Source organism: Mycolicibacterium sp. TUM20985 (assembly GCF_030295745.1).
In the GTDB taxonomy this organism is placed as follows: Bacteria; Actinomycetota; Actinomycetes; order Mycobacteriales; family Mycobacteriaceae; genus Mycobacterium.
On record NZ_AP027291.1, the window covers coordinates 1975064 to 2000874 of the forward strand.

26 protein-coding genes are annotated in these 25811 nt (G+C 68.3%); 17 read left to right on the forward strand and 9 right to left on the reverse strand.

The features are described from left to right. Positions 1-80: 80 nt before the first annotated feature. Genes QUE68_RS09690 through holA form a run of 3 tightly spaced genes read left to right on the forward strand, consistent with a single transcriptional unit; the run spans position 81 to position 3412 of the window. A complete protein-coding gene (locus QUE68_RS09690; RefSeq protein ID WP_286275528.1) occupies positions 81-908 on the forward strand; it encodes a ComEA family DNA-binding protein in 828 nt (275 codons plus the stop codon). Further along, complete coding sequence (locus QUE68_RS09695; protein ID WP_286275529.1) at positions 905-2446, forward strand: ComEC/Rec2 family competence protein; 1542 nt, start codon at positions 905-907, stop codon at positions 2444-2446. Before QUE68_RS09690 ends, QUE68_RS09695 begins: the two co-directional genes overlap by 4 nt. A gap of 12 nt (positions 2447-2458) precedes the next feature. Beyond that, positions 2459-3412: a DNA polymerase III subunit delta gene (gene holA / locus QUE68_RS09700; RefSeq protein WP_286275530.1), complete on the forward strand. Its 954-nt coding sequence runs from the start codon at positions 2459-2461 to the stop codon at positions 3410-3412. Position 3413: 1 nt separating this feature from the next. Here holA and rpsT read toward each other — a convergent pair whose 3' ends face one another. Then, on the reverse strand, positions 3414-3674 hold the full coding sequence (rpsT, locus tag QUE68_RS09705) for a 30S ribosomal protein S20 (RefSeq protein WP_284225814.1): 261 nt from the start codon (positions 3672-3674) through the stop codon (positions 3414-3416). 157 nt (positions 3675-3831) lie between these two features. Between rpsT and QUE68_RS09710 the strand changes: the two genes are divergently transcribed. The 3 genes from QUE68_RS09710 to QUE68_RS09720 are packed head-to-tail and all read left to right on the forward strand — an operon-like array spanning position 3832 to position 7356. Further along, positions 3832-5535, forward strand: a complete 1704-nt coding sequence (locus tag QUE68_RS09710) for a circularly permuted type 2 ATP-grasp protein (protein ID WP_286275531.1) — start codon at positions 3832-3834, stop codon at positions 5533-5535. Then, positions 5535-6515 carry an alpha-E domain-containing protein gene (locus tag QUE68_RS09715; RefSeq protein WP_284225816.1) on the forward strand — a complete coding sequence of 327 codons (981 nt, stop codon included), beginning with the start codon at positions 5535-5537 and terminating at the stop codon, positions 6513-6515. The genes QUE68_RS09710 and QUE68_RS09715 overlap by 1 nt, the downstream gene beginning before the upstream one ends. Before the next feature lies 1 nt (position 6516). Beyond that, a complete protein-coding gene (locus tag QUE68_RS09720) occupies positions 6517-7356 on the forward strand; it encodes a transglutaminase family protein (protein ID WP_284225817.1) in 840 nt (279 codons plus the stop codon). Here QUE68_RS09720 and QUE68_RS09725 read toward each other — a convergent pair. Both QUE68_RS09725 and QUE68_RS09730 read right to left on the reverse strand, forming a co-directional pair. After that, positions 7340-8194 (reverse strand): ribonuclease Z, encoded by an 855-nt coding sequence (locus tag QUE68_RS09725; RefSeq protein ID WP_284225818.1) that lies wholly within the window; start codon positions 8192-8194, stop codon positions 7340-7342. The genes QUE68_RS09720 and QUE68_RS09725 overlap by 17 nt on opposite strands. Positions 8195-8261: 67 nt before the next feature. After that, complete coding sequence (locus tag QUE68_RS09730; protein ID WP_284225819.1) at positions 8262-9275, reverse strand: aldo/keto reductase; 1014 nt, start codon at positions 9273-9275, stop codon at positions 8262-8264. Positions 9276-9411: 136 nt separating this feature from the next. Here QUE68_RS09730 and QUE68_RS09735 point away from each other — a divergent pair, with 136 nt between their 5' ends. Both QUE68_RS09735 and QUE68_RS09740 read left to right on the forward strand, forming a co-directional pair. Continuing rightward, on the forward strand, positions 9412-9840 hold the full coding sequence (locus tag QUE68_RS09735) for a CBS domain-containing protein (RefSeq protein WP_284230810.1): 429 nt from the start codon (positions 9412-9414) through the stop codon (positions 9838-9840). A gap of 4 nt (positions 9841-9844) precedes the next feature. Then, the gene (locus tag QUE68_RS09740; RefSeq protein WP_284233707.1) at positions 9845-10453 is read left to right on the forward strand and encodes a GNAT family N-acetyltransferase; all 609 of its coding nucleotides are present in this window, start codon (positions 9845-9847) and stop codon (positions 10451-10453) included. Here the strand turns inward: QUE68_RS09740 and QUE68_RS09745 are convergent. Then, positions 10450-11061, reverse strand: a complete 612-nt coding sequence (locus QUE68_RS09745; RefSeq protein ID WP_284225821.1) for a type II toxin-antitoxin system PemK/MazF family toxin — start codon at positions 11059-11061, stop codon at positions 10450-10452. The two genes, QUE68_RS09740 and QUE68_RS09745, sit on opposite strands and share 4 nt — an antisense overlap. A gap of 103 nt (positions 11062-11164) precedes the next feature. Between QUE68_RS09745 and lepA the strand changes: the two genes are divergently transcribed. Genes lepA through QUE68_RS09760 form a run of 3 tightly spaced genes read left to right on the forward strand, consistent with a single transcriptional unit; the run spans position 11165 to position 14433 of the window. Next, positions 11165-13012, forward strand: coding sequence for a translation elongation factor 4 (gene lepA / locus QUE68_RS09750; RefSeq protein ID WP_284230812.1), 1848 nt, complete (start codon positions 11165-11167; stop codon positions 13010-13012). A 9-nt stretch (positions 13013-13021) separates the two neighbouring features. Then, positions 13022-13729 (forward strand): sensor domain-containing protein, encoded by a 708-nt coding sequence (locus tag QUE68_RS09755; RefSeq protein ID WP_284233708.1) that lies wholly within the window; start codon positions 13022-13024, stop codon positions 13727-13729. Between the two features lie 5 nt (positions 13730-13734). Next, entirely contained in the window at positions 13735-14433 is a 699-nt protein-coding gene (locus QUE68_RS09760; protein ID WP_284234711.1) for a sensor domain-containing protein, read from the forward strand. Between the two features lie 5 nt (positions 14434-14438). On the opposite strand, the gene QUE68_RS09765 is transcribed toward QUE68_RS09760, so the two are convergent. Genes QUE68_RS09765 through QUE68_RS09775 form a run of 3 tightly spaced genes read right to left on the reverse strand, consistent with a single transcriptional unit; the run spans position 14439 to position 18036 of the window. Further along, positions 14439-14690: a hypothetical protein gene (locus QUE68_RS09765; RefSeq protein WP_286275532.1), complete on the reverse strand. Its 252-nt coding sequence runs from the start codon at positions 14688-14690 to the stop codon at positions 14439-14441. A 43-nt stretch (positions 14691-14733) separates the two neighbouring features. Continuing rightward, complete coding sequence (locus QUE68_RS09770; RefSeq protein WP_284233712.1) at positions 14734-16746, reverse strand: glycoside hydrolase family 15 protein; 2013 nt, start codon at positions 16744-16746, stop codon at positions 14734-14736. 33 nt (positions 16747-16779) lie between these two features. After that, positions 16780-18036 (reverse strand): FAD-dependent oxidoreductase, encoded by a 1257-nt coding sequence (locus QUE68_RS09775; protein WP_284233714.1) that lies wholly within the window; start codon positions 18034-18036, stop codon positions 16780-16782. 23 nt (positions 18037-18059) lie between these two features. Between QUE68_RS09775 and QUE68_RS09780 the strand changes: the two genes are divergently transcribed. The 6 genes from QUE68_RS09780 to QUE68_RS09800 all read left to right on the forward strand — a co-directional run bounded on the left by QUE68_RS09780 (position 18060) and on the right by QUE68_RS09800 (position 22386). Then, positions 18060-18254 carry a hypothetical protein gene (locus QUE68_RS09780; protein ID WP_284225829.1) on the forward strand — a complete coding sequence of 65 codons (195 nt, stop codon included), beginning with the start codon at positions 18060-18062 and terminating at the stop codon, positions 18252-18254. A gap of 117 nt (positions 18255-18371) precedes the next feature. Beyond that, complete coding sequence (locus QUE68_RS29470; RefSeq protein ID WP_349816660.1) at positions 18372-18464, forward strand: Ms4533A family Cys-rich leader peptide; 93 nt, start codon at positions 18372-18374, stop codon at positions 18462-18464. 122 nt (positions 18465-18586) lie between these two features. Then, positions 18587-19627 (forward strand): sulfate ABC transporter substrate-binding protein, encoded by a 1041-nt coding sequence (locus tag QUE68_RS09785; protein ID WP_284233716.1) that lies wholly within the window; start codon positions 18587-18589, stop codon positions 19625-19627. Beyond that, complete coding sequence (gene cysT / locus QUE68_RS09790; protein WP_284233718.1) at positions 19624-20457, forward strand: sulfate ABC transporter permease subunit CysT; 834 nt, start codon at positions 19624-19626, stop codon at positions 20455-20457. The genes QUE68_RS09785 and cysT overlap by 4 nt, the downstream gene beginning before the upstream one ends. Continuing rightward, positions 20454-21266 (forward strand): sulfate ABC transporter permease subunit CysW, encoded by an 813-nt coding sequence (gene cysW, locus QUE68_RS09795; RefSeq protein ID WP_284233720.1) that lies wholly within the window; start codon positions 20454-20456, stop codon positions 21264-21266. Before cysT ends, cysW begins: the two co-directional genes overlap by 4 nt. 25 nt (positions 21267-21291) lie before the next feature. Further along, a complete protein-coding gene (locus QUE68_RS09800) occupies positions 21292-22386 on the forward strand; it encodes a sulfate/molybdate ABC transporter ATP-binding protein (protein ID WP_286275534.1) in 1095 nt (364 codons plus the stop codon). Here QUE68_RS09800 and QUE68_RS09805 read toward each other — a convergent pair. Then, the gene (locus QUE68_RS09805; protein WP_286275535.1) at positions 22358-24139 is read right to left on the reverse strand and encodes a zinc ribbon domain-containing protein; all 1782 of its coding nucleotides are present in this window, start codon (positions 24137-24139) and stop codon (positions 22358-22360) included. The genes QUE68_RS09800 and QUE68_RS09805 overlap by 29 nt on opposite strands. Then, on the reverse strand, positions 24136-25773 hold the full coding sequence (locus tag QUE68_RS09810; RefSeq protein ID WP_286275536.1) for a S53 family peptidase: 1638 nt from the start codon (positions 25771-25773) through the stop codon (positions 24136-24138). Before QUE68_RS09810 ends, QUE68_RS09805 begins: the two co-directional genes overlap by 4 nt. Positions 25774-25811 lie beyond the last annotated feature (38 nt).

Here is a 25811-nt window from a genome sequence, read left to right on the forward strand (position 1 = left end):
GAGCGACTTTCATCCACAGCCCATGACCGATGGCCGTGGGAAGCGCCGGTGGTGTCCACCGCCCCGCCTACCGTCACGGCATGCGTACCGAACGACCGGTCGACAGGGCAGAGCGCCGCCTGGCCGGACCACGAACCTCCGACGAGACTGCCTCCGAGGCCTCCGCCGACGGCGAGGAGTCCGACACCTCGCTGTCACGATGGCTGCCGGAGACCACGGGGGGTGGGGCGGCCGGTTGGCTCGCGACGGTGCGCGCCGACCCGGGTCGAGCCGGGGTCGTCGGACTCGGGGTCGTCGGGGTGGTCGCTGTGCTGGTCACGGTATTCACGCTGATGCGGGACGACGGTCCCGCGGTCACCTCGGCGAAGTTTCCTCCGGTGCAGATGATTTCGTCGACACAGCCAGCCGCACCGACGGGCGAGCCGGCGAACGGGCAGGTCGTCGTCAGCGTGGTCGGCCTGGTGCACCAACCCGGTCTGGTGACCCTCGGGGCGGGTGCCCGCATCGCGGATGCGCTGACCGCTGCCGGCGGTCCGCTGGACGGTGCCGATCTGGTCGGCATCAACATGGCCCGGCGACTCGGTGACGGGGAGCAGATCGTCGTCGGTCTGTCGTCGCCGCCCGGTGCGCCGCCGGCCATGGGCAGTTCCGTCACCTCACCGCCCGAGGCGGCGCCGGCCTCGGCCGTGCCCGGCGAGAAGCCCTCCGCCCCAGACGGTTTGGTGGATCTGAACACGGCGACCCTCGACCAGCTCGACACCCTGCCGGGCGTTGGTCCCGTCACCGCCGCGGCGATCATCGCGTGGCGGGACGCCAATGGGCGGTTCGCGGGCGTGGATCAACTCGGTGAGGTCGACGGTATCGGCCCGGCCCGGCTGGAGAAGTTGCGTGCGCTGGTCAGGGTGTGACGACGAACCCGTCTGTCACCACCACGCCCGACGTGCGTCTGGTGCCCGCCGCACTGACCAGTTGGGCGGTCACCGCGGCGGGCATCGTGTGGAGTCCGTCGGTGTCCGTGGCGGTGGCGATGGTCGCGGTATTCGCAGCGGCGGTGCTCGGGTGGCGACTGCGTTGCCGCTCGACGGTCGTCGTCGCCACGTGGCCGGCCGTGCTTGCCGTCGGGGTGGTCGGGGCATCGTTCGCCGCGGCCGTGGCCCTCCGGGTGGACGACGTGCGGCACCACCCCGTCGCCTCGCGGTACGGCACGACGGCGCTGGTCGTCGTCGTACCCAGCGAGTCGCCCCGGTCCCTCGGCGCCACCCGAATGATGTTCCGCGGCACGTTGTCCTGGCTCGATGGTCAACAGACCGGTGGTCGCGTCGTGGTGTTCGCGTCGGCCACCGACTACGAGGGTCTGACGGCGGGTCGGCCGGTGGCCTTCCTGGCGGGGATCTCGCGGCCGACGCGGCGCGATCTGTCGGTGGCGGTGTTGATCGCCGCCGGCAGGCCGACACTGGGGACGGCGAGCGCGATCCAACGCGCAGCGGCCGGGGTGCGGTCCGACTTCGCCGTCGCGGCACGGTCGGTGCTGCCCGCCGACCAGGCGGCGATGTTGCCCGCCCTGGTGCTGGGGGACACGTCCGCTCTGAGCAACGACGCGGTCGGCGAGTTCCGGGCGGCGGGGTTGACGCACCTGACGGCCGTGTCGGGGGCCAACGTGACGATCGTGTGCGGCGCGGTGCTGCTGGCGGCGGGGCTGGCCGGTCCGCGGATGGCCGTCGCGTTGGCAGCCGTGGCACTGGCGGCCTTCGTCGTGGTGGTGGAGCCGTCGGCGAGTGTGCTGCGCGCTGCGGTGATGGGTGCGATCGCCCTCTTCGCGGTGGTCTCGCGGCGGCGGCGACAAGCGATCCCCGCGTTGTCGGCGTGCGTTCTCGTGCTCCTGGTCGTGGCCCCCGAACTCGCCGTCGACCTCGGGTTCGCGTTGTCGGTATCGGCCACCGCCGCGTTGGTCGTCATCGCGCCGGTGTGGTCGCGTCGACTCGTCGATCGCGGCTGGCCGGAACCGCTGGCGGCCGGGGTGAGCGTCGCGATGGCGGCCCAGCTCGTCACGGCACCGCTCGTCGCGGGGATCTCGGGCCAGGTCAGCATGGTGTCGGTCCTCGCGAATCTGGCTGTTGCCATGGTCATTCCGCCGATCACCGTGATCGGTACCGCGGCGGCCGCGCTGACGGTGCCGTGGCCCGCCGCGGCGGAGCTGATGATCCGGTTCACGGGGCCGGAACTGTGGTGGCTGGGCAGGGTCGCGCACTGGACGTCGGCAGTCCCCGGTGCGGTCGTCACGGTGCCGTCGGGCTGGCCTGGCGTGGTGACCGTCGCGACCGCCTGCGTGGCCGCGGTGGTGTCGTGGCGCTGGAGGTGGGGACGCGTCATGGTGGGTGCGGCGGCGGCATGTCTGATCGCGTGGTCGCTGTCGGGGCACGATGTGAATCGCGTCGGTGCGGCGTGACACCATCGGGGCGTGAGCCAACTGCACCTGGTGCTGGGTGATGAAGACCTCCTCGTCGACCGCGCCATCGCCGACGTGCTGCGCGCCGCTCGCAAGGAGGCCGGTACCCAGCAAGTACCCGTCGACCGCATGCGGGCCGGTGAGGTCAGCACCAATGAACTCGCCGAACTGCTCAGCCCCTCACTGTTCGCCGACGAACGGGTCGTGGTGCTCGAGGCGGCCGCCGAGGCGGGCAAGGACGCCGTGGCGCTCATTGCCGGCGCGGCCGCCGACCTTCAACCGGGCACCGTGCTCGTCATCGTGCACTCCGGCGCGGGCCGCGCCAAGGCGCTAGCCGATCAGTTGAAGACGCTCGGCGCCGAGGTGCACCCCTGCGCGAAGATCACCAAGGCCGGTGAGCGGGCCGACTTCGTCCGCCGCGAATTTCGCACCCTCAAGGTCAAGGTCGGAGACGACACGGTCACCGCGGTGCTCGACGCCGTGGGCTCCGACATCCGCGAACTCGCCGCCGCCTGCTCACAGCTCGTCGCCGATACCGGCGGCGAGGTCGATGCCGCGGCGGTGCGCCGCTATCACAGCGGAAAGGCGGAGGTGAAGGGCTTCGACATCGCCGACAAGGCGGTGACGGGTGACGTCGCGGGGGCGGCCGAGGCGCTGCGCTGGGCGATGATCGGCGGGGAACCGCACGTCGTGCTGGCCGATGCGTTGGCCGAAGCGGTGCACGCCATCGCGCGGGTGGGTCCGCTGTCGGGCGATCCGTACCGGCTGGCCGGTGAACTGGGCATGCCGCCGTGGCGGGTGCAGAAGGCGCAGAAGCAGTCCAGGCGCTGGTCGCGGGACTCGGTGGCCGAGGCGATGCGGCTGGTGGCAGCGTTGAACGCCGACGTCAAGGGCGCAGCAGCCGACCCCGACTATGCGCTGGAATCAGCGGTGCGGAAGGTGGCCGAACTGGCCGGGGGGCACTAGCTCAGAGCTTGTGGAGCGCAGTCGCCAGCGCGGACTTCTTGTTCGCCGCCTGGTTCTTGTGGATGACGCCCTTGCTGGCGGCCTTGTCCAGCTTGCGGCTGGTGGTGGCCAGCAGTTCGGCGGCCTTGTCCTTCTCGCCGGCGTCGATCGCCGCGCGGAAGCCGCGGACAGCCGTGCGGAGAGCGGACTTCACCGACTGGTTGCGCAGACGCGCGCGCTCGTTGGTGAGAATGCGCTTCTGCTGCGACTTGATGTTGGCCACGCGTAAGTTCCTTTGCGAATATCAGCTGGGTTTACCAAAGTGTTGCGGGCGCCCGGCAGGAGAGCCAGCGGGCAGCAAGGGATGAGGTTACCAGCGCGGTAGGGAAATCCCCAAAGCGGCGTGGCCTGGCCTGCCGAAACGAAATGGTTGGGGCAGCATGTCCATCGTGAGCCTTCGAACCCTGCCTGCGGATGGTGCCCGTTCGGGGCGCAAGACCGCGTCCGCGTCCACACGTCACGATGGCATCTTCGTTGGGTACAACAACGTCGGCGACTATTCCAAGGCGTTCGACGAGATGTTCGACGCGCAGGGCAACGTCCGCGGCCCCTACAAGGGCATCTTCGCCGAGCTCGCGCCGTCGGACGCCTCCGAACTGGCGGCCCGATCCGAGGCGCTGGGACGCGCGTTCATCGACCAAGGCATCACCTTCTCGCTGTCGGGCCAAGAGCGTCCGTTCCCCCTGGACCTGGTCCCGCGGGTGATCTCGGCCGCCGAGTGGTCCCGGCTCGAGCGCGGTATCAAGCAGCGGGTCAAGGCGCTGGAGATGTTCCTCGACGACATCTACGGCGAGCAGGAGATCCTGCGCGACGGTGTCATCCCCCGACGCTTGATCACCTCCTGTGAGCACTTCCACCGCGAGGCGGCGGGGATCGTCCCGCCCAACGGGGTGCGCATTCACGTGGCGGGCATCGACCTGGTGCGTGACGGCCAGGGCACCTTCCGGGTGCTCGAGGACAACCTGCGGTCTCCCTCGGGGGTGTCCTACGTGATGGAGAACCGCCGCACCATGGCGCGGGTGTTCCCCAACCTGTTCGCCACGCATCGCGTACGGGCGGTCGGCGACTACGCCTCGCACCTCCTGCTCGCGTTGCGCAAGGCCGCGGCGTCGAACGAGGCCGACCCCACGGTCGTCGTCCTCACTCCCGGCGTCTACAACTCGGCCTACTTCGAGCACTCGCTGCTGGCCCGCCAGATGGGTGTCGAACTCGTCGAGGGGCGCGATCTGTTCTGCCGCGACAACACCGTGTACATGCGGACCACCGAGGGTGAGCGGCAGGTCGACGTCATCTACCGGCGCATCGACGACGAGTTCCTCGACCCCATGCACTTCAAGCCCGACTCGGTCCTCGGGGTGGCGGGCCTCCTCAACGCCGCCCGCGCCGGCAACGTGGTCATCTCCAGCGCAATCGGCAACGGGGTCGGCGACGACAAGCTCGTCTACTGCTACGTCCCGACGATCGTCGAGTACTACCTCGGCGAGAAGCTGGCGTTGGCCAACGTGGACACGTTCCGCTGCTGGCTCGACGACGAACGGGAGGAGGTGCTCGATCGGATCGACGAACTCGTCATCAAACCCGTCGAGGGTTCTGGCGGGTACGGCATCGTCTTCGGTCCGAGCGCCACGGAGAAGGAACTCGCGACGATCACCAAGAAGGTCCGCAACGACCCGCGCGGTTGGATCGCCCAGCCCGTCGTGCAGCTGTCCACGGTGCCGACCCAGATCGGTGACAACCTCGCCCCACGCCACGTCGACCTCCGACCGTTCGCCGTCAACGACGGTGACGACGTCTGGGTGTTGCCCGGCGGCCTCACGCGGGTGGCGCTACCGGAGGGGTCGCTGGTGGTGAACTCCAGCCAGGGCGGCGGCTCGAAGGACACCTGGGTGCTTGCGTCGCGGACGTCGGTGGCCGACCGTGAACTCGCGGCGGCGGAGGTGGTGCGCGCCCTACCGAAGACGGGCAAGGGGTCCAAACCGGAGAAGAACGGCGACGGCTCGCCACAGCAGCAGCAACAGCCCCAGGCCACCAGCCCCCAGGAAGAGCAGCAACAGCAGCAGCAACAGCAACAGGCGGTGAACTGATGCTCGCCCGCAACGCGGAATCGCTCTACTGGATCGGCCGCTACGTCGAACGCGCCGACGACACTGCCCGCATCCTCGACGTCACGGTCCACCAGCTGCTCGAGGACTCCAGCGTCGACCCCGACCAGGCGTCGCGAACGCTGTTGAACGTGCTCGGCATCGAAGCGCCGGAGAACGAGGCGCTCGACCTCTGGTCACTGACCGACCTGGTGGCGTTCAGCCGAGATAGCCACGGCGGCTGCTCGATCGTCGACTCGATCTCTGCTGCACGCGAGAATGCCCGCGGCGCAAGGGAAGTCACGTCGACCGAGATCTGGGAGTGCCTCAACACCACCTACAATGCGCTCCCCGAGCGGGAACGCGCCGCCAAGCGCCTCGGGCCGCACGAGTTCCTGTCCTACGTCGAGGGGCGCGCCGCCCAGTTCGCCGGCTTGGCCGACTCCACGCTCTCCCGCGACGACGGCTACCGCTTCATGGTGCTGGGACGCGCCATCGAACGCGTCGACATGATCGTGCGGTTGTTGCTGTCCCGCGTCGGCGACAGCGCATCCTCACCCGCGTGGGTGACGGTGCTGCGGTCCGCGGGCGCCCACGACACCTACCTGCGTACCTACCGCGGCGTCCTCGACGCCACCCGGGTGGTCGAGTTCATGATGCTCGACCGGCTGTTTCCCCGGTCCATCATGTACTCGCTGCGGCTCGCCGAGCACAGCCTCGACGAACTCCACCACCGCAGGCTGAATCGCGTCGGGGCGACGGCGGAGGCGCAGCGTCTGCTGGGCCGGGCCCGCAGCGAGTTGGAGTTCCTGCGACCGGGGGTGCTGCTCGAATCGCTCGAGGAGCGACTCGGTGCGCTGCAAACCACGTGCGCCGACGTCGGAGAAGCCTTGGCGCTGGAGTACTTCTACTCGGCGCCGTGGGTGGCCTGGACCGATGCGGGTCGCGACGGCTTCGCCGTCATCGAGGAGGGTGAGGTCTGAGATGTGGCGTATGCGCGTCATCCACGCCACCGGCTACGCCTACAAGTCGCCGGTCACCGCGTCGTTCAACGAGGCCCGACTCACCCCGCGGTCGGACTCCCGCCAGAACGTCGTCCTCAATCGCGTCGAGACCGTCCCGGCCACGCGGTCCTACCGATACGTCGACTACTGGGGAACCGCCGTCACGGCCTTCGACCTGCACGCCCCACACACCGAGCTGGAGGTGACGGCCTCCTCGGTCGTCGAGACCGACAAGGGTGAGCTGCCGAAGGATCGGGTCGGCTGGGAGGAGTTGGGCTCGGAGGCGGTGAAGGACCGCTTCGACGAGTACCTGGCGCCGTCGGCGTACACGCCTGTCAGCAAGCGCATGGCGCGCGTGGGCGAACGGATCGCCAAGTACCAGGATCCCCAGGCGGCGATCATCGAGGCGTCGCAGTGGGTGCACGCCGAGCTGGCCTACGTGCCGGGGACCACCGGTGTGCACTCATCGGGTCTCGACGCGCTCCGCGAGGGTAAGGGCGTCTGCCAGGACTACGCCCACCTCACGCTGATTCTGTTGCGCAGCATGGGGATTCCGGCGCGCTACGTGTCGGGCTACCTGCATCCGAACGCCAAGGCGAAGGTGGGCGACACCATCGACGGTCAGAGCCACGCCTGGATTCAGGCCTGGACCGGTGGCTGGTGGAACTACGACCCCACCAACGACAAGGAGATCAGCGAGCAGTACATCAGCGTCGGCATGGGCCGGGACTACCACGACGTCACGCCGCTCAAGGGCATCTACTCGGGGGAGGGATCCACCGACCTCGACGTGGTCGTGGAGATCACCCGGCTGGCGTGACCGCCGTGCGCGCGGTGACGTCGACCCGGTGCAGATCGTCCCCGAGTTCGACTCTGCCGCCGAAGACGCTGGCCGCCAAGGCCCGCCAGGCCTCCTCCTGACCGGGCGCCAGCGGTGGCACGTAGTGCGTGAGGATCAACGTGTCGACGCCCGCGCGCTCCGCGGTGGCCGCAGCCTGTTCGACCGAGGAGTGATAGTCGAGGATGTCCTTGAGTCGCTGCTGCTGCACCATCGCGATGAGATCCGCGCGGATCACGGTGTGCACCAACGCGTCGGCGCCGGCGGCCAACTGATCGAGGGTCGCGCACGGCACCGAGTCACCGGCCAATACCACTGCGGCGCCCTCGAATTCGATCCGGAAGCCGATGGTGGGCTCGACCGGGCGGTGATCGGTGGGGGCGACCGCGATCCGGACGCCGTCGCGTCCCCACACCACGCCGTCGGTGACCTCCTCCACCTCGATGCTCGGCGGTTCGGTGATGTCGGCGTGGTGGCCGATCCGGTAGCTGATGTCGGGCGCCAGAGCGTCCAACGTGGCGTCCACGACGGCCGCGGTCCCCGGCGGTCCGATCACCAGTAGGGGAGTGCGGACGAACGTGGTGACCCATCGGGTCGTGATGACGTCGGAGAGATCGGTGATGTGGTCACTGTGCAGGTGTGTCAGCAGCAGCGCCGTGATGTCGGCTGCGCCGACGCCGACCGCCGCGGCCCGCATCAGCACTCCGCGGCCGCAGTCCACCAGGAAGGTTTGATCACCCGCCCGCACCAGGGTCGACGGGCCGGCGCGGTTCGGATCCACCATCGGGCTGCCGGTGCCCAGCAGCGTCACATTGATCATGACGTCATCCCTACCCGCTTCGGTGCGGCCGCGCAGCCCTACCGCCCGATCGACTGAGTTCGCCGCGTTACTCGCGGCCGGCCGACACCCAGGCCAGATCGGCGAATCGGTTGCCGGACACCGCCTTCGCCGCCTCGTCGAGCCGTGCGAGCTGTTCCTCGCCGAGGGCCACGTCCAGCGAGCCGAGGTTCTCCTCGACGCGTCCGGCGCGGCGGGTGCCGGGGATCGGCACCGACGCCACCGCGAACTCGTCGGCCCGGTACCGCAGCCAGGCCAGGGCGATCTGGGCCGGGGTCGCCTCGCGTTCGTCGGCGACCGTGCGAATCACCTCGACGACCGCCAGGTTGGCCTCGAGTGCCTCCTCGGAGAAGCGCGGCAGGTTGCGGCGAAAGTCCGACGACTCCGTCAGATCGGCCGCCGACGTCACCGTGCCGGTCAGGAAGCCCCGCCCCAGTGGCGAATACGGGACGAAGCCAACGCCGAGTTCGGCGGCCGTCGGGACGACGCGACGTTCGACGTCGCGGCTCCAGATCGACCACTCGCTCTGCACGGCGGCGATGGGGTGCACCGCGACGGCGGCGCGCAGCTCGTCGGCCGTGACCTCGGACAAGCCGAGATGGCGGACCTTCCCCGCGGTCACTAGCTCGGCCATCGCGCCCACGGTCTCCTCGATCGGCACCGTCAGATCGCGCCGGTGCATGTAGTAGAGGTCGACGACGTCGATCCCGAGGCGACCGAGACTCTCGTCGATGCACTGCCGCACGTAAGGGGCATCGCCGCGGGCGGCCGGCTTGCCCGACGCGCGGTCGGCGGGATTTCCGGTGATGCCGAACTTCGTCGCGAGGGTGACCTCGTCGCGTCGATCGGCGAGCAGGCTCGCGATCAGTCGCTCGTTCGCCCCGCCCCCGTAGACGTTCGCGGTGTCGACGAACGTCACGCCGAGGTCGATGGCGCGGTGCAGGGTGGCCAGCGACTCGGTGTCGTCAACGTCGCCGTAGACCGGCGTCAACGCCATGGCGCCGAAACCGATGGCGCTCACGGTCAGATCGTCGCCGAGCGTGACGGTGTCGTTCACATTCATCCCCTTGGTTTCAGCGGCGCCGACCGGCCCGCTACCGCTACCAACGGACGTCGTCGGCGATGTGTTCCGCCGAAGGGCTTCGAGCGCCGGACGACGGACGTAGCCTAGTGTGAGCCAGGTCACGCAGGAGGCCCCGATGCGCATCGCCGACGTGTTGAAGAACAAGGGCGCGGGGGTGTTGACGATCACCCCGGACACCCTCGTCAGCGACCTGCTCGCCGGGTTGGTCACCCGCAACGTCGGCGCGATGGTCGTCGTCGGCGCCGACGGGGTAGTCGGCATCGTCTCCGAACGCGACGTCATCCGAATGCTGCACGATCACGGCGCGCGCGCGCTCGGCCGGCCGGTGGCCGACATCATGACCAGTGAGGTGATCACCTGCTCGCCCGACGATTCCGTGGACAGCCTGAGCGTCCTGATGACCACCCATCGGGTTCGGCACGTTCCCGTCGTGGAGAACGGCCAGCTGGCCGGCATCGTCAGCATCGGTGACGTCGTCAAGACGCGGATGGAGGCGTTGCAGGCCGAACGCGAACAGTTGGCGGCGTACATCACCCAGGGGTGAGACGATGACCAGCGTGCTGGCCAGACCTGCGACGCGTACCGACGTCGGCGCCATGTCCACGACCCTCGGGCGAGCCTTCTTCGACGACCCCGTCATGTGTTGGATGCTGCCCGACGCCGAGCGCCGCAGGCGGAAGCTGCACGAGCTGTTCGCCGCGCTCACGCGCTACCACCACCTGGCGCGGGGCGGAGTCGAGGTCGTCCCCGACGGTTCCGGCGGCATCGGCGGCGCTGCACTGTGGGACCCGCCCGGCGAGTGGCGGCAGACCCGCCTCGAGGAGCTGCGCGCCATGCCACGGTTGCTGTGGGCGTTCGGCCGGTCGCTACAGCGCGGGCTGGTCCTCGAGGAGCTGATGAAGAAGGCTCATCCCGAGGAGCCGCACTGGTACCTCGCGATCATCGGCAGCGATCCCGAGGTCCGCGGCAAGGGTTACGGACAGGCGTTGATGAGCTCGCGCCTCGACCGCTGCGACGCCGAGCACGCGCCCGCCTACCTGGAGTCGAGCAATCCCGACAACGTGCCCTACTACCAGCGGTTCGGCTTCGAGATCACCGGCGAGATCACCCCGCCGGGGGGCCCCACGCTGATTGCGATGTGGCGCGCGCCGCGCTAGCTCCAGGAGAATTCCGCGCGCAGCCGCCTCGCCACGACCTCGAAGGTGTCGCGATCCAGGATCGCCCCCTCGCGGCGAATGCCCTCCTCCGGAACGTCCAGGACCCGGTCGAGCCGCACCCAGCTGGCGCGCCCCTCGTAATCCCAACTACCGCTTCCGATTCCGACCCAGGAGAGGTCGCCGAGGTGGCGTTCCTGGCTGGACAGCATCAAGCCCAGCAGAGTGTTCCGGTCGCGGCCGACGACCAGCACGGGGCGGTCCTTGCCACGCGAGGGGTCCTCCTCGTAGGCCACCCAGGTCCAGACGATCTCACCCGGATCGGCCTGGCCGTCGAGATCGGGTGCATAGGACACGGCGCGCGCCCGATGTGCCGTGGGAACGCCGCTCTTGGTGACCGGCCGGCCCGCGGCGATCGCCCGCTGCGGCTCGGGCGCCGCGCCCATCAGAACACTGAGGCCGACGTCGATCCCCATCTTGATGCCCTGCTGCAGGGTGCGCGGCCGGGTGTCCGGACTCTGCAGTTGGCGGATGATCTTCGGCGCCTCTCCGAACACCAGGTTCTCCGTGGTCTTGATGATTCGCTGCCACGGACTCCGCTGTGAAGCCATGCGACGAGCATAAGCACGATTGTGTCGACACGACGTTTGGTCGATACGCTGGCAATGCAGGTAACACGGGCCGACACACGTCGGGGCCCCACCCCATCAGGAGATTCCCATCAGCAGCTTCGCCGACAAGACGTTCACTGCGCCGGCGCGGATCCGGAACTTCTGCATCATCGCCCACATCGATCACGGCAAGTCGACCCTGGCCGACCGGATGCTGGGGATCACCGGGGTGGTCGCCGACCGGGACATGCGGGCGCAGTACCTCGACCGGATGGACATCGAGCGCGAGCGCGGCATCACCATCAAGGCGCAGAACGTGCGTCTGCCGTGGGTGGTTAACGACGAAGAGTTCGTGCTGCACCTCATCGACACCCCGGGCCACGTCGACTTCACCTACGAGGTGTCGCGTGCGCTGGAGGCCTGTGAAGGCGCCGTCCTCCTCGTCGACGCCGCCCAGGGCATCGAGGCGCAGACGCTGGCGAACCTCTACCTGGCGCTCGACCGCGGGCTGACCATCATCCCGGTGCTGAACAAGATCGACCTGCCTGCCGCCGACCCGGACCGCTATGCCGGTGAGATCGCCCACATCATCGGCTGCGAGCCCGAGGAGGTGCTGCGGGTGTCCGGCAAGACCGGCGTCGGCGTCCGCGAACTGCTCGACGAGGTGGTCCGGTTGGTTCCCGCGCCGGTCGGCGATCCCGACGCACCGGCCAGGGCGATGATCTTCGACTCGGTGTACGACATCTACCGCGGCGTGGTGACCTACGTCCGCGTGGTGGACGGCAAGCTGACCCCGCGCGAGAAGATCAAGATGATGTCCACCGGAACCACCCACGAACTCCTGGAAGTCGGCATCGTCTCACCCGATCCGAAGCCCAGCGTCGGCCTCGGGGTCGGTGAGGTCGGATACCTCATCACCGGGGTGAAGGACGTCCGGCAGTCGAAGGTCGGCGACACCGTGACCTCCTTCCGAAATGGCGCTACCCAGGCGCTCACCGGCTACCGGGAGCCCCGGCCGATGGTCTACTCCGGCCTCTACCCGGTCGACGGTTCGGACTACCCCAACCTGCGCGATGCGCTGGAGCGGTTGCAGCTCAACGACGCGGCGCTGGTGTGGGAGCCCGAGACGTCGGTCGCGTTGGGTTTCGGTTTTCGGTGCGGGTTCCTCGGCCTGCTGCACATGGAGATCACCCGCGAGCGTCTGGAACGCGAGTTCGACCTCGATCTGATCTCCACCGCACCCAACGTGGTGTACCGGGTGGTCAAGGACGACGGCGCGGAACTGATCGTGACCAACCCCTCGGACTGGCAGGAGGGCAAGGTACGGGCGGTCTTCGAGCCCATCGTGAAGACCACGGTCATCGCGCCGAGTGAGTTCATCGGCACCATCATGGAGCTGTGCCAGTCACGGCGCGGTGAGCTCGGCGGCATGGATTACCTGTCGCCGGAACGTGTCGAGCTTCGCTACACGATGCCCTTGGGCGAGATCATCTTCGACTTCTTCGACTCGCTGAAGTCGCGTACCCGCGGCTACGCCAGCCTGGACTACGAGGAGGCGGGCGAGCAGGAGGCCGACCTGGTCAAGGTCGACATCCTCCTTCAGGGCGAGGCCGTCGATGCGTTCAGCGCCATCGTGCACAAGGACGGCGCCGCTGCGTACGGCAACAAGATGACGACCAAGCTCAAGGAACTCATTCCGCGCCAGCAGTTCGAGGTGCCGATCCAGGCTGCGATCGGATCGAGAATCATTGCGCGCGAAAACATTCGGGCGATCCGCAAGGACGTCCTGAGCAAGTGCTACGGCGGTGACATCACCCGCAAGCGCAAGCTGCTGGAGAAGCAGAAGGAGGGCAAGAAGCGGATGAAGACCATCGGTCGCGTCGAGGTTCCGCAGGAAGCCTTCGTCGCGGCCCTGTCCGCCGATGCTGCCAGCGACAAGCCGAAGAAGTAGCACCCGCCCATGCGCTGGCTGGCGGGAGGCCTCTCGATCGTCTTGCTGCTGGCAGGCTGCGCCCAGACCGTCGAGGGTGCGGCCCGAGCCGCCACGACCGCAACGAAGCTACTTCCCTCCGAGGACGAGATCACCTCGGCCGCCCAAAGTCCGTTGAGCACCTTCGGTTTTCAACCCTTTAGTGGTGGCGTGGAAATCCTGCCGGACGGTTACCGCACCGACGCCGACGCCTCGCCGATCAGCTGCGCCGCCGTGACCGACACCGCGCCGCGCATCGTCTACGAACCCCTTCCCGTTCTGGAAGCCGCGAGGCAGAGCTACTTCAACTGGGACGAAGGCGTCGACACCTCGGGTGCGGACGTGGCGGTGGTGCGCCTGGCGACCTCTGAGGCGGCCATCGCGACGTTCGACACGTTCGCCGCGCAGTGGCAGCAGTGCTCGGGCACCACCGTCGTCAAACACGTGGGGGAGTCGGTGATCGACGCCGACCTCTCCGATGTCGCCATACGAGATTCGGTGGTCTCGGCGACGGTCCGCACGACGCAGCGCCCGAATGCCCCCGCCTCCCGATACGAACGCGCACTCGGGGTGCGCGGTGACGCCCTGGTCGAGGTCTCGCTGGCCATCACCTCGACGGGTGAGGGGCAAGCGGACCCGCAGGCCGCGGCCGTCCGCATCGTCGAATCGATCCTCGCCAAGACCGGGGGATCGGCGTGAACGGGATGACGGCCCGCCTGCGGACGGGTGCGGCGCTGGCCCTCACCCTCGTCGTGGTGTCGGGCTGCACCACCACGGTCACCGGCGTGCCCGTCCGCAATGCCGACTCCGGCCCGACGGGGGTGCAGCCGCTGCGGCCGTCGCAGCTCGACGACGTCCTGCTGAGCATCGACCGGCTCAACGAGATCTCCGGTGCCACCGACATGGAAGTCGTCCTGGAGGGCGAGGAGATGTCGGACAACAGCGAGGCCGTGTCCGACCCGGACTGTCTCGGCTCGATCTTCGGCGCCGAGGACCAGGTGTATCGGCTCAGCGACTGGACCGACGTGCGGGACCAGGTCGCGCGGGAGCCCGATGACGACAACGACCACTGGGTGGAGCAGACCGTCGTGCGCTACGCGACGGAGGCACAGGCCCTAGACTTCGTCGAGAAGTCGACGTCCGCGTGGCGGGACTGCGGCGGCTTCTCCGTCGCCGTCGACGACGGGACGACGAGCTCGATCTGGGAGATCGACGACGCCGTGGTCGACGACGACATGCTGACACAGGTGATCGCGCAAGAGGATTCGGACGGCTGGGAGTGCCAGCACGCCATGTCGGCGGTGGCGAACGTCTCCGTCGAGGCCATCGCCTGTGCGTTCGGCATCTCGGACGAAGGCACCACGATGGTCAGGGCGCTCGTCGCGAACGCGGCCAGGCGCTAACCGAGTCAGCTCAGCGCGGTGTCGTCACGGCTGACCACGTCCTCCACGGCGCTGCGCAGTGTCTCCAGCTCGCGGCGTTGCTCTGCCGAGTAGTCGCGGGCCGCGTCGTCGAGCACGCAGACGGTGCCGACCACGTTGCCCGCCGGGTCGTGGACCGCGAGCCCCAGGTAGTTGTGCAGCCCGAACTCGACTTCGTCCTCGTTGCCGGCGAAGGTCTGATCCTCGCGCGAGTCCCGGCGGTTCGGTTCAGAGGCCATGGGTAGATCATGACGTGTGGTGGGTGGTCCTACCGCACGGTCACTACATCGGGGCGTTCGCCGGCTGGAACACGCCGGTGCTGTCGGCTTCCTCCTCGGCACGGATCACGTGCACCACGGCGTTGATCAGCGCGAGGTGGGTGAAGGCCTGCGGGAAGTTGCCGAGGTGCCGACCGGTGCGCGGCTCGATCTCCTCGGCGTAGAGGTGCAACGGACTGGCGAACGACAGCAGCCGCTCGCACAGGTGCTTGGCGCGGCTGATCTCGCCGATCTCGACCAGCGCGGACACCAGCCAGAACGAACAGATCGTGAACGAACCCTCCTCGCCGGACAGTCCGTCATCGGTCTCCTCGGTGCGGTAGCGCAGCACCAGGCCGTCCTCGGTCAGTTCGTCGGCGATGGCGAGCACGGTGGCGCGGACGCGCGGATCATCCGACGGGAGGAACCGCACCAGCGGGACGAGCAGCAGCGAGGCGTCCAGGGCGTCGTCGCCGTAGCGCTGCGTCAGCGCGCCGCGATGATCGACGCCGTGGGCGAGGATGTCGGCCTTGATCTCCTCGGCGAGCGCCCGCCACTGCTGCGCATAGCTCTTCTCACCTTGCAGATCAGCCAGTTTCGAACCACGGTCCAGCGCCACCCAGCACATCACCTTGCTCGAGGTGAAGTGTTGCGGTTCGCCGCGCACCTCCCAGATGCCTCGATCGGGTTCGCGCCAGTGCTTGATGGCCTCCTCGACCTGAAGCTTCAGCACCGGCCACAGCATCTCCGGGATCTGTTCGCGTGATTTCGCGTGCAGATACACCGAGTCGAGCATGGTGCCCCAGATGTCGTGCTGCATCTGGTCGAACGCCCCGTTGCCAATGCGCACCGGCCGCGAATTGTCGTACCCCGAGAGGTGGTTGAGCTCCTCCTCGGTGAGGTGGCGCTCACCACCGACGGCGTACATCACCTGAAGTGGATGGCGCTCACCGTTGTTCGCCCCCGACACGTCGGCGATGAACGAGAAGAAGTCGTCGGCTTCGCGGTCCAGGCCCAACGTGTAGAGGCCCCACAACGCGAACGTGGAGTCACGTACCCAGGCGTAGCGGTAGTCCCAATTGCGTTCGCCCTGAGGGGTTTCCGGCAGTGAGGTGGTGCTGGCCGCCAGGAGTGCGCCGGTCGGCGAGTACGTCAGTCCCTTCAACGTCAACGCGCTGCGCTGGAGGAATGACCGCCAGGGGTGGTCGGGGAAGTCGCCGATGTTGATCCACTGCCGCCACGACTCGCTGGTCTTCCACATCTTGTCGGACGCCTCTTCGAACGTCTGCGGCGCCGGGTGCCCCGACCAGCTCAGCGCGACGAAGACGTTGTCGCCCTCCGTCAGCCGGGTGCGCGCCCGCGCTTCGTGACCCTCGAGACCGATCCGGAGGTTGGTCGTCAAGCGCAGCGTTGGATGAGCCTCGGGGTTCTTGCTGGCCCGCGCGATCGCCTCGCCGTAGGCCGCCGCCGAGTACTCCCACGTGGCCGACTCGCGGTGGTAGTCGAAGGACGGCTCACAGCTCATCACCAGTTCGACCACACCGCTGACGCACCGCACGGTGCGCAACAGGATGTGCTCGGCGTCCCAATCCATCGGCGTGCGGCGGTGCGTGCGCGACCGGGCGTCCAGATCGTGCCATGGCCCCATCACCAGCGCATCGCGGACGATCAGCCAGCCCGTGTGGGTCTGCCACGTGGTCTCCATGATCAGGCTGCCCGGGAGGTAGCGACGCGCCGCCGGCACCGTCACGCCGTAGGGGCCCAGCCGGAAGTGACCGGCCCCGCGGTCGAGGATCGCGCCGAACACGCTGGGCGAATCGGGTCGGGGCACGCACATCCACTCCACCGAACCCGCCGACGACACCAGGCAGGTGTTCTCACAATCCGAGAGGAAACCGTAGTCCGCGATTGGCGGGAACGGGTTGCGCAAGGGTCCTCCCGTCGCATACGGGACGGGGGCGGTCACCGTATACGGCGCCTCGGGGACGTGGTCGGTCGTGGTCGTCTCACCATTGGAACCGGCTTGCTGCAGAACCATCCCGACATCATCGACTGCCCGGGTACCCGGCGTCTACTCGTGCGGGGCGTTTCCGGGCGCCAGGTTGGGGCGCCTCGCCCAGGCGGGCGCACGCTCGGGAAGTGGCCCGATCGCCACGGCATACCCGGCCACCGTCCGCAGTAACGGCACCCGGTTGACGACGCGTACGCCGAGCGGCGGAGCGGCCGCGGCGCGACCGGACACCGCCGTGGCGATGACGCTGGTGTGGATCATCCTCTGCATCCCTTGGATGAGGGCGGTCGGAATCCAGCGCCTGGCCTGAATCTTGGCCAGGTCGCGGGTGGGTGCCCGGCCCGAGCGCAGTGGTCCCGCCAGGGTGCGCGCCGCCGCCACCGCGTCTGCCACCGCCAGGTTGATGCCGACCCCGCCGACGGGTGACATCGCGTGTGCGGCGTCACCGATTAGCAGCAGGCCGTCGACATACCAGCGAGACAGCCGGTTGAGCTGGACGTCGAGCAGCTTGACGTCGTCGAACGAGGTCAGCCCGGCGACCCGGTCGGCCAGTCCGGGGACGAGCGAGGCGATGGCGCGCTGAAGTGACGCGATTCCCTCGGCGCGCAACTGCGCATCGGCGCCCTTGGGGATGATGTAGGCGCACTGGTAGTAGTCACCGCGATCGATGACGATCAAGGCGTGGCCCGTCGTCAACACCCCCTCCAGACCCGGCGGATCGTCATCGGTGCGCGGTAGCCGGAACCACCAGACGTCCATCGGGGCGCCAAAGGTCCTGGGTTGCAACATCATCGCGTCGCGCAATACCGAGCCGCGGCCGTCACAGGCCACCGTCAGGGCGGCATGCATCTCGCCGATCGAGCCGTCCGAACCCCGATACCGGACCCCGACGACCCGGTCCCCAACGCGCAACGGCTCCAGCACCTCGGTGCTGCGCAGCAGCCGGAACGACGGCTCCTTCTCCGCCGCCGTCGCGAGCAACTCGAGGAAGTCCCATTGGGGGACCAGGGCGATGTGTTTGTGCGGACCGGGGATCCGTCGCAGGTCGATGTCCACGGCGAGCCCCTGCACCTGCATGCCGATGGTCTCGATGACGCGATGCGTCATCACCTCGAAGTCGTGGCCAAGGCCGAGGTCGTCGAGCAGTCGCAACGTGCTGGCGTGCACGGTGTCACCGCGGAAGTCGCGGAGGAAGTCGGCGTGCTTCTCCATCACGGTCACGTCGACCCCGCCGCGGGCGAGCAGCAGCCCGAGCATCATGCCGGCCGGTCCACCCCCCGCGATCAGGCATGTGGTGGAGGCGGCGGGCGTACTCATGGGTTGATCGTAGGGTGGAGTGGGTGAGCGGCATCCTGAGTTGGTGGGACGGCGTCGAACTGTGGCTCTCAGGCCTAGGCTTCGTCGCCCAGACGGTCGTGGTGATGCCCGTCGTGCTGGTGTTGGCCTACGCCGTGGCCGTGGTGCTCGACGGCGCCCTCGGCAACGGGATCCGCCTGATCCAACGGGCCAGGCACACCGACGAGGATCCGTCGTGACCGGCATGCCTCGCTCGCGCGTGACATTGGTGCTGGTCGCGCTGCTCGCACTGGTCGTCGTGATGTGGCTGTTCGCCCGATGACGCACCGATCGGCGGGTCTGTTAGGCTTCGGCCCGTGTACGCAGCCCCGGGCACTACGGAGAGCCATGTCCTGGCCCTCATTGCCGTGGGTAATTGCGCTGTCGCCGATGTGCACTGTTGTCGCTGACCCCCATTCCGTTGCGCGGTGTGGTGTCGGTCGTGGCAAATTCCCTGCCTGAGCACTGATTCGTCCCCTTTCCGTCGTGACGGGCTCAAAACCCCTATGTCACTCCACGAAAGGCACCCCGCATGTCCGTGCACAAACCAAAGTCGCGTCGGTCGCTGACCGCAGTCGGCGCCATCGCCGTCACGGCCTCCCTGCTCGCCGCGTGCGGCGGAGGCTCGAGCGACGTGGCGGGTGGTGGTGATCAGCCAGAGGCCGACACCACGCTGACCCTCGTCGCCTACGCCGTGCCCGAACCAGGCTGGAGCAAGATCATCCCGGCGTTCGCCGCCACGCCGGAGGGCAAGGGCGTCGCCGTCACGGCGTCGTACGGCGCGTCCGGAGACCAGTCCCGCGGTGTCGTAGACGGCAAGCCCGCCGACGTCGTCAACTTCTCCGTGGAGCCCGACGTCACGCGTCTGGTCAAGGCCGACAAGGTGGCGAAGGACTGGAACACCGACGCCACCAAGGGCATCCCGTTCGGTTCCGTGGTGACCTTCCTCGTCCGCAAGGGCAACCCGAAGAACATCAGGGATTGGGACGACCTTCTGAAGCCGGGGGTCGAGGTCGTCACCCCCAGCCCCCTGAGCTCCGGCTCGGCCAAGTGGAACCTGCTGGCGCCGTACGCCGCGAAGAGCAACGGCGGCAAGGACTCTCAGGCTGGACTCGACTTCGTCAACACGCTGGTGAGCGAGCACGTCAGGGCCCGTCCCGGATCGGGGCGCGAGGCGACCGACCTGTTCATCCAGGGCAGCGGTGACGTGTTGCTCGCCTACGAGAACGAGGCGATCAACACCGAGCGGCAAGGCAAGCCCGTCGAGCACGTCACCCCGCCGCAGACATTCAAGATCGAGAACCCCGTAGCAGTGGTGTCGTCGTCGCAACACCTGGAGCAGGCCACCGCACTGAAGAATTTCCTCTACACCCCGGAGGGCCAGAAGCTCTGGGCCGAGGCGGGCTTCCGACCGGTCGACCCGACGGTCGCCGCCGACTTCGCCGCCGACTTCCCGACCCCGGAGAAGCTCTGGACGATCGCCGATCTCGGCGGCTGGGGTGACATCGACCCCGCGCTGTTCGACAAGGAGAACGGCACCATCACAAAGATCTACAAGCAGGCCACTGGATGACAGCAGTGCTCGACGCGCCAGGACGGAAACCGCGCAAGGTGCGCGGTACCACGTCGTTGCGGGTGGGCGCGGCCACGCTCTGGCTCAGCGTCATCGTGCTTCTGCCGCTGGCGGCGATCCTCTGGCAGGCGGTGGGCGGCGGCTGGACCGCGTTCTGGAACGCGGCGACCTCCAACGCCGCCGTGGAGTCATACAAGGTGACGCTGAGCGTGTCCGTCAGCGTGACGGTGGTGAATCTGGTGTTCGGTCTGCTGGTCGCCTTCGTGTTGACCCGCGACGACTTCCCCGGCAAGCGGCTGGTGGATGCCGTAATCGACCTGCCGTTCGCCCTTCCCACGATCGTCGCGAGCCTGGTGATGCTCGCCCTGTACGGGCCGAATAGCCCTGTTGGACTTCACCTTCAACAAACTCGGTGGGGTATCGGCATTGCGCTGCTGTTCGTCACGCTGCCGTTCGTCGTGCGGTCGGTGCAGCCGGTCCTGCTGGAACTCGACCGGGAGGTGGAGGAGGCCGCTGCGTCGCTGGGCGCCAACAACTGGACCATCTTCACGCGGGTGATCCTGCCTGCGCTCTTGCCGGCTCTGCTGTCGGGTGCGGGACTGGCGTTCTCGCGGGCCATTGGCGAGTTCGGGTCCGTCGTGCTGATCGGTGGAGCGATTCCGGGGGAGACCGAGGTGTCCTCCCAGTGGATTCGCACCCTGATCGAGAACGACGACCGGACGGGCGCCGCGGCGATCTCGATCGTGCTGCTGGCGACGTCCTTCCTGGTGCTGTTCGTCCTGCGGGCGGTCGGCTCGCGGGCCGCGAAGCGGGAGGAGTTGGCCCAATGATCCTGTCGCGGACGGCGCGTCTACTCCTGCGCTACGTCGCCCTGCTCTACATCGCGGTCCTGGTCATCGTGCCCGTGGGGCTGATCCTGTGGCGCACCTTCACCCCGGGCATCGCGACGTTCTTCGCATCGATATCCACGCCCGCCGCGATCTCGGCGCTGCAGTTGTCGCTCCTGGTGGTGGCGATCGTGGTGCCGCTCAACGTGCTCTTCGGCGTACCGACCGCACTAGTTCTGGCGCGCAACAGGTTTCGCGGCAAGAGTTTCCTGCAAGCAGTCATCGACCTCCCCTTCGCCGTATCGCCGGTGGTCGTGGGCGTCGCCCTGATCCTGCTGTGGGGTACGGCGGGCGCGTTCGGCTTCGTCGAGAACGACCTGGGCTTCAAGATCATCTTCGGGCTGCCGGGAATCGTGCTGGCCAGCATCTTCGTCACCCTGCCGTTCGTCATCCGCGAGGTCGAACCCCTGCTGCACGAACTCGGCACCGATCAGGAGGAGGCCGCCTCGACCCTGGGTTCGCAGTGGTGGCAGACGTTCTGGCGGATCACACTGCCGTCCATCAGGTGGGGCCTCACGTACGGGATCGTGCTGACCATCGCGCGAACACTGGGTGAGTACGGTGCGGTCATCATGGTGTCGTCGAACCTCCCCGGCACCTCGCAGACCCTGACGCTTCTCGTCTCCGACCGCTACAGCCGCGGTCAGGAGTACGGCGCCTATGCCGTTTCGACCTTGCTCATGACCGTCGCGGTCCTGGTGCTGGTCGTCCAAGTGATCCTCGACGCCCGGCGTGCCCGGGCGGCAAGATAGAGCTCGACGAACAAGGACCCATGACATGACTTCCGATGAGCGCTTGCGCGAAGAGCGACCAACCACCAATGCGATCACGGTGCGCGGCGCCAACAAGCGCTACGGGGACTTCGCCGCTCTCGATGACGTCGACTTCGACGTCCCGGAGGGCTCGCTGACCGCTCTGCTGGGCCCCAGCGGCTCCGGCAAGTCGACGTTGCTGCGCGCCATCGCCGGGCTCGACCTGCCGGATACGGGAACGATCACGATCAAGGGGCAGGACGTCACGGCCGTCCCGCCGCAGCGGCGGGGCATCGGCTTCGTCTTCCAGCACTATGCCGCGTTCAAGCACCTGACCGTGCGGGACAACGTGGCGTTCGGACCGAAGATCCGCAAGATGCCCAAGGCGGAGATCAAGGACAAGGTCGACAACCTGCTCGAGATCGTCGGGCTTGCCGGCTTCCAGACGCGCTATCCCAGCCAGCTCTCCGGTGGTCAGCGGCAGCGCATGGCACTTGCGCGGGCGCTGGCGGTCGACCCGCAGGTACTCCTGCTCGACGAGCCCTTCGGCGCGCTCGACGCCAAGGTGCGCGAGGACTTGCGGGCGTGGTTGCGCCGGCTGCACGACGAGGTCCACGTGACCACCGTGCTGGTGACGCACGATCAGGCCGAGGCGCTGGACGTGGCCGATCGCATCGCGGTCCTCAACAAGGGCCGGATCGAGCAGGTCGGCTCGCCCACCGAGGTGTACGACAACCCGGCCAACGGGTTCGTCATGTCCTTCCTCGGCGCGGTCTCCTCGCTGAACGGGACCCTGGTGCGGCCCCACGACATCCGGGTGGGCCGCAGTCCCGACATGGCGATCGCCCAAGCCGACGGGAGCGTGTCGTCCACGGGTGTCATCCGCGCCACCATCGACCGGATTGCAATGCTGGGCTTCGAGGTTCGCGTGGAACTCACGGCCGCAACCGACAACGCGCCGTTCACCGCGCAGATCACCCGGGGCGACGCGGAGGCGCTCGCCCTGAAGGAGGGTGACACGGTGTACGTCCGTGCCACCCGGGTGCCGTCGATTCCCGGTGGCACCGAGTTGCCTGCCACCGCAAGCGGACTCAGCGCGGCGGGTCTCCCCGCCAGGTGAAGCTGTTGACGTACTTCGCCATGTCCAGGGCGAGGAAGAAGTTCGCCCCCGACGGGTGACCGGAGCCAAACTCGGGGCTGAATTCGCGGTAGGGGCCGGCCGCGGCGGCGATCAGCGCGTAGTCGTTCTTCACCGCCACCATGATCAGCACCCGGTTGCGGCCGTCGTCGCCGATGGCATCGGCCGGGTAGTCGTCGGCGACCTCGCCGTACCCGAGTTGATAGCCCACGAAGGCGTTCGGAATCTCGTAGTCGAACGTCGCGTCCGGATAGTGGTCCTGCAGGAGGTCGTCGGCGATCTGCTTCGGGGTCTGACCGTTCGCAGGCTGGCCGAACAGCCGTAGCGTCCCGCCATCCCCGGCCTGAAGATCGAGCACCACGCCGTTCGGCTCGAACGTTGCGTCGTAGGCCGTCTCCGGGCCGGGATAGGACACCGAGAACTCGCCGCCGTCCGGCGTGAAGCGGGGATTGGTCGCGACGGGTTTGCTGATGGGCGGCTGGCCGCAGTCGGGCGGACAGACGACCAGCGCCGGGGGCGGAGTGAGCCACGTCGACACGGCGACCGAGGCGGCGATCACCACGGCCGCACCGGCCCCAACGATGACGGTCAACCCGGAGAGGGAAGGGGTGCGCCTGGCAGTGGCACCGGCCGCACGGCCGCAGCCGGGGCAGAACGGGAGATTCGAGTTCGCAAGGCCACACTCTGGACACGCGGTCCGGTGAACGACGACCTCTGGCGCCTCGTGGAGCAGCGTGGCGTGCACGACGACACGCGCGACGTAGAGCGCCACGACGGCGAGAACGGCGTACACCACCATCTCGACCTCATTGGGCGGGGTGAAGAAGTCGAGCAGTCCGAGCCCGAGATAGACGACGATGCCGAACGCGATCGCGGGGGCAGGTGAGGTCAACCTGGACCACGGCGGCCGGTCGGGGGAATCAGCCCGCGGGACGAACCAAAGGGTGGCGCCGATCGCACCGGCCACTGCGGCCGCCGTCAGGGGAATCGCCAGGCCTTCGATGAGGCCCGCGACCACGAGATAGCCCGGCGAGCGGCCGTTGTCGTCGATCGGGCCCTCGGCGAGTTGGGGCGCCAGCCGGGTGAGGCTACCCGCGCTCACGAAGCAGAGCGCACCGAAGGATCCAATGGTGTAGCCGCTCAACGACCTTCGAACACCCGAGCGCCACACCCGCACCACGATCATGGGTGCCAACAGCAGGATCACGAATCCCAGCGGGATGGCGAGGCAGGTGACGAGCAGTCTCAGCGTCGTCACCGGCAGACCCAGGGCATCGTCCTCGGTGCCCGCGGCGAAGGCATCCGTCGCGAGCCCCCATCCGACTCCGAAGGCGATGCCCAACATGGCGGTGACGATGATGGTGCCGACCGACAGTTCGGCGAGTGCGCCGGTCTCGCGAAGGTACGCCAGGAACAGCAGCGGAACTCCGAAGGCGGCCACCCCGATCAGTGCCGCTTGCCAGGTCAGCATGGCCGAGCCCACGATCAGGGCGATGACGACGACGAGTGCGACGCCGAACGCCGTCCGGGACCGCCGCGGCAGGGCAGGGAAGATCGTGCTCGTCACCCGGGGGCTCAGCACGCGTTCGCGCGGTGCCGCCGCAAACGCCGACAGGCGAATCCACGGCGGTCCGTCACCATGTCGAGGGGAGGCCGTGGCGCCGCAGTCGCCGCAGAACTCACCGGACGGGACGGCGTCGTCGCAGATGCGGCAGGTCATCGTCTCGGCCGTCACCGAGGAGCCGTGCCCTTCTGAATGTCGAGCAGGTCGCTGGCGAGCGGCGCCACGTTGGGGCTCCCGAGTCCGGTCACCAGGTCGTAGCCGGGGATTGCGACGTCGACCGCGTTGCCGCCGAGGGTGACGTCGCGGAACCCGGGCGACTTCGCACCTCTGGCCACCCGGTACAGCAGCGGGTTGATGTCACCGAGCAGCCGTCCGCCGTTGGCCAGCAGGTACTGGTTCATCAGAGCCGTCATGCCGACCCAGATCGGCGCCGCCTGGGACGTGCCCGCGCCCACCAGGTCCTGTTGATCGAATCGAATCTTGACGCCGGTGAACGGATCGGCGACGGCGGAGACGTCGGGTGTCAGCCGGCGCTGCCGCTTGCCGTCGTCGCGGTCGATCACCATGCTGCGCTGCCAGGACGGTCGCGGAAAGAGCTTCGACACGCCACCGCTGGTGCCCTGGGACAGCGGCGAATCGATCCAGGCCTGTTCGGCCAACCACTGGCCGTTCTCGTCGGTCGACAGCGTGGTACCGCCGACCGACGTCATGCCCGGCAGCGACGCGACGGCGTCCAGTCCGATGTCGTCCGGGCCCGGCGGCGCCGACCAGCCATCGCCACCCTTGCATTCGAGTCCGCCCGTGTCGCCGCTGGCATCGAAGGCGGCCGTCCCGTTGCGGTGGGCACGTTCCAGCGCCGACTGCACGGGCTTGAGGTCCGTCGCGGTGATCAGCGCGTCACAACCCCATCCGATCGACAGGCTCCACACCGCGCCGGGGAACTCCTCGTTCGTCTGGTCGAACATCTCGGCGATCCGCTCATAGGTGCGGCCGCCCTCGAGGGTGGGGCGCGCGTTGACGACGACCATCCGGGCTTCGGGTGCAATCGCATGTGCGACTTCGAGATCCATCACGGTTTCGGCGCGCGACTCGCTGGGTTGGCCACCGACGAGGATCGGCTTGAGCGGTGGCAGCCCGGACATTGCGGCGAAGTCGTCGAGGTCGCCCTGGTCGAAACCGCTGAACGCGAAGAAGACGATGGTTTGGCCCTTGCCCCTAATGCCTTGGGCGACAAGCGGAGTCGCGTTGTAGGCGGTGAGCAGGCCGGTGGGCGTCAGCCCTTCGCGCGAGACGTCGAGAGGAAGGAAGTCCGGCCGGGCCTCGCGGTGCGGCGTGTAGCCAAGGATGCGTCCGAGATCGCTCACGCCTGCGCGGACCGCCGCGGGTACCTGAGGCTGCTCGGCGGAGGCGTAGAAGACCTGGCCCTGCATCCCGCGATAGTCGTGCACGGGAACGTCGAATGCCTCGGCGACGTCGGGCGGTGCGCCTTCGACGATCGCCCACTCCTCGCCGGGCTGCCATCTCACGGCGAGGCTCTTGGTGGCTGCCCACTGCTGCAGCTGGACGGGAGGCGTCGAATCCCGAAGTCCGACAGTCAATTGCGCGTGCTCGAACCGGGACGGACCGAGGTCGGTAGAGCTGGCCAGGAGATTCGCGTACGGTCCGTCGATGGTCACCGTGGGTGGCGACGGAAGCTCGGTGCGGTGGTCCCGCGCGACGAGTGAGGCGGCCGCCACCAACGACAGGGTCAGGCAGCAGCCGAGAAGGCGGGTCGAGGTACGCCTCGACGGTCTGGTGGTGGGCATGAATGCTTCCGAGTCAGTCGCGGGGGCGCCAATTCCTT

Excerpts from the sequence above, each read along its gene's own strand:
- cysT (WP_284233718.1), top strand. The coding sequence starts at position 19,624 with ATGACAGCAGTGCTCGACGCGCCAGGACGGAAACCGCGCAAGGTGCGC.
- QUE68_RS09725 (WP_284225818.1), bottom strand. The coding sequence starts at position 8,194 with ATGATCAATGTGACGCTGCTGGGCACCGGCAGCCCGATGGTGGATCCG.
- QUE68_RS09800 (WP_286275534.1), top strand. The coding sequence starts at position 21,292 with ATGACTTCCGATGAGCGCTTGCGCGAAGAGCGACCAACCACCAATGCG.
- QUE68_RS09715 (WP_284225816.1), top strand. The coding sequence starts at position 5,535 with ATGCTCGCCCGCAACGCGGAATCGCTCTACTGGATCGGCCGCTACGTC.
- QUE68_RS09785 (WP_284233716.1), top strand. The coding sequence starts at position 18,587 with ATGTCCGTGCACAAACCAAAGTCGCGTCGGTCGCTGACCGCAGTCGGC.
- QUE68_RS09730 (WP_284225819.1), bottom strand. The coding sequence starts at position 9,275 with ATGAATGTGAACGACACCGTCACGCTCGGCGACGATCTGACCGTGAGC.
- QUE68_RS09745 (WP_284225821.1), bottom strand. The coding sequence starts at position 11,061 with ATGGCTTCACAGCGGAGTCCGTGGCAGCGAATCATCAAGACCACGGAG.
- QUE68_RS09765 (WP_286275532.1), bottom strand. The coding sequence starts at position 14,690 with ATGGCCTCTGAACCGAACCGCCGGGACTCGCGCGAGGATCAGACCTTC.
- QUE68_RS09690 (WP_286275528.1), top strand. The coding sequence starts at position 81 with ATGCGTACCGAACGACCGGTCGACAGGGCAGAGCGCCGCCTGGCCGGA.
- QUE68_RS09775 (WP_284233714.1), bottom strand. The coding sequence starts at position 18,036 with ATGAGTACGCCCGCCGCCTCCACCACATGCCTGATCGCGGGGGGTGGA.
- QUE68_RS09810 (WP_286275536.1), bottom strand. The coding sequence starts at position 25,773 with ATGCCCACCACCAGACCGTCGAGGCGTACCTCGACCCGCCTTCTCGGC.
- QUE68_RS09760 (WP_284234711.1), top strand. The coding sequence starts at position 13,735 with ATGACGGCCCGCCTGCGGACGGGTGCGGCGCTGGCCCTCACCCTCGTC.
- QUE68_RS09755 (WP_284233708.1), top strand. The coding sequence starts at position 13,022 with ATGCGCTGGCTGGCGGGAGGCCTCTCGATCGTCTTGCTGCTGGCAGGC.
- QUE68_RS09740 (WP_284233707.1), top strand. The coding sequence starts at position 9,845 with ATGACCAGCGTGCTGGCCAGACCTGCGACGCGTACCGACGTCGGCGCC.
- QUE68_RS09770 (WP_284233712.1), bottom strand. The coding sequence starts at position 16,746 with ATGGTTCTGCAGCAAGCCGGTTCCAATGGTGAGACGACCACGACCGAC.
- QUE68_RS09720 (WP_284225817.1), top strand. The coding sequence starts at position 6,517 with ATGTGGCGTATGCGCGTCATCCACGCCACCGGCTACGCCTACAAGTCG.
- QUE68_RS09735 (WP_284230810.1), top strand. The coding sequence starts at position 9,412 with ATGCGCATCGCCGACGTGTTGAAGAACAAGGGCGCGGGGGTGTTGACG.
- cysW (WP_284233720.1), top strand. The coding sequence starts at position 20,454 with ATGATCCTGTCGCGGACGGCGCGTCTACTCCTGCGCTACGTCGCCCTG.
- QUE68_RS09710 (WP_286275531.1), top strand. The coding sequence starts at position 3,832 with ATGTCCATCGTGAGCCTTCGAACCCTGCCTGCGGATGGTGCCCGTTCG.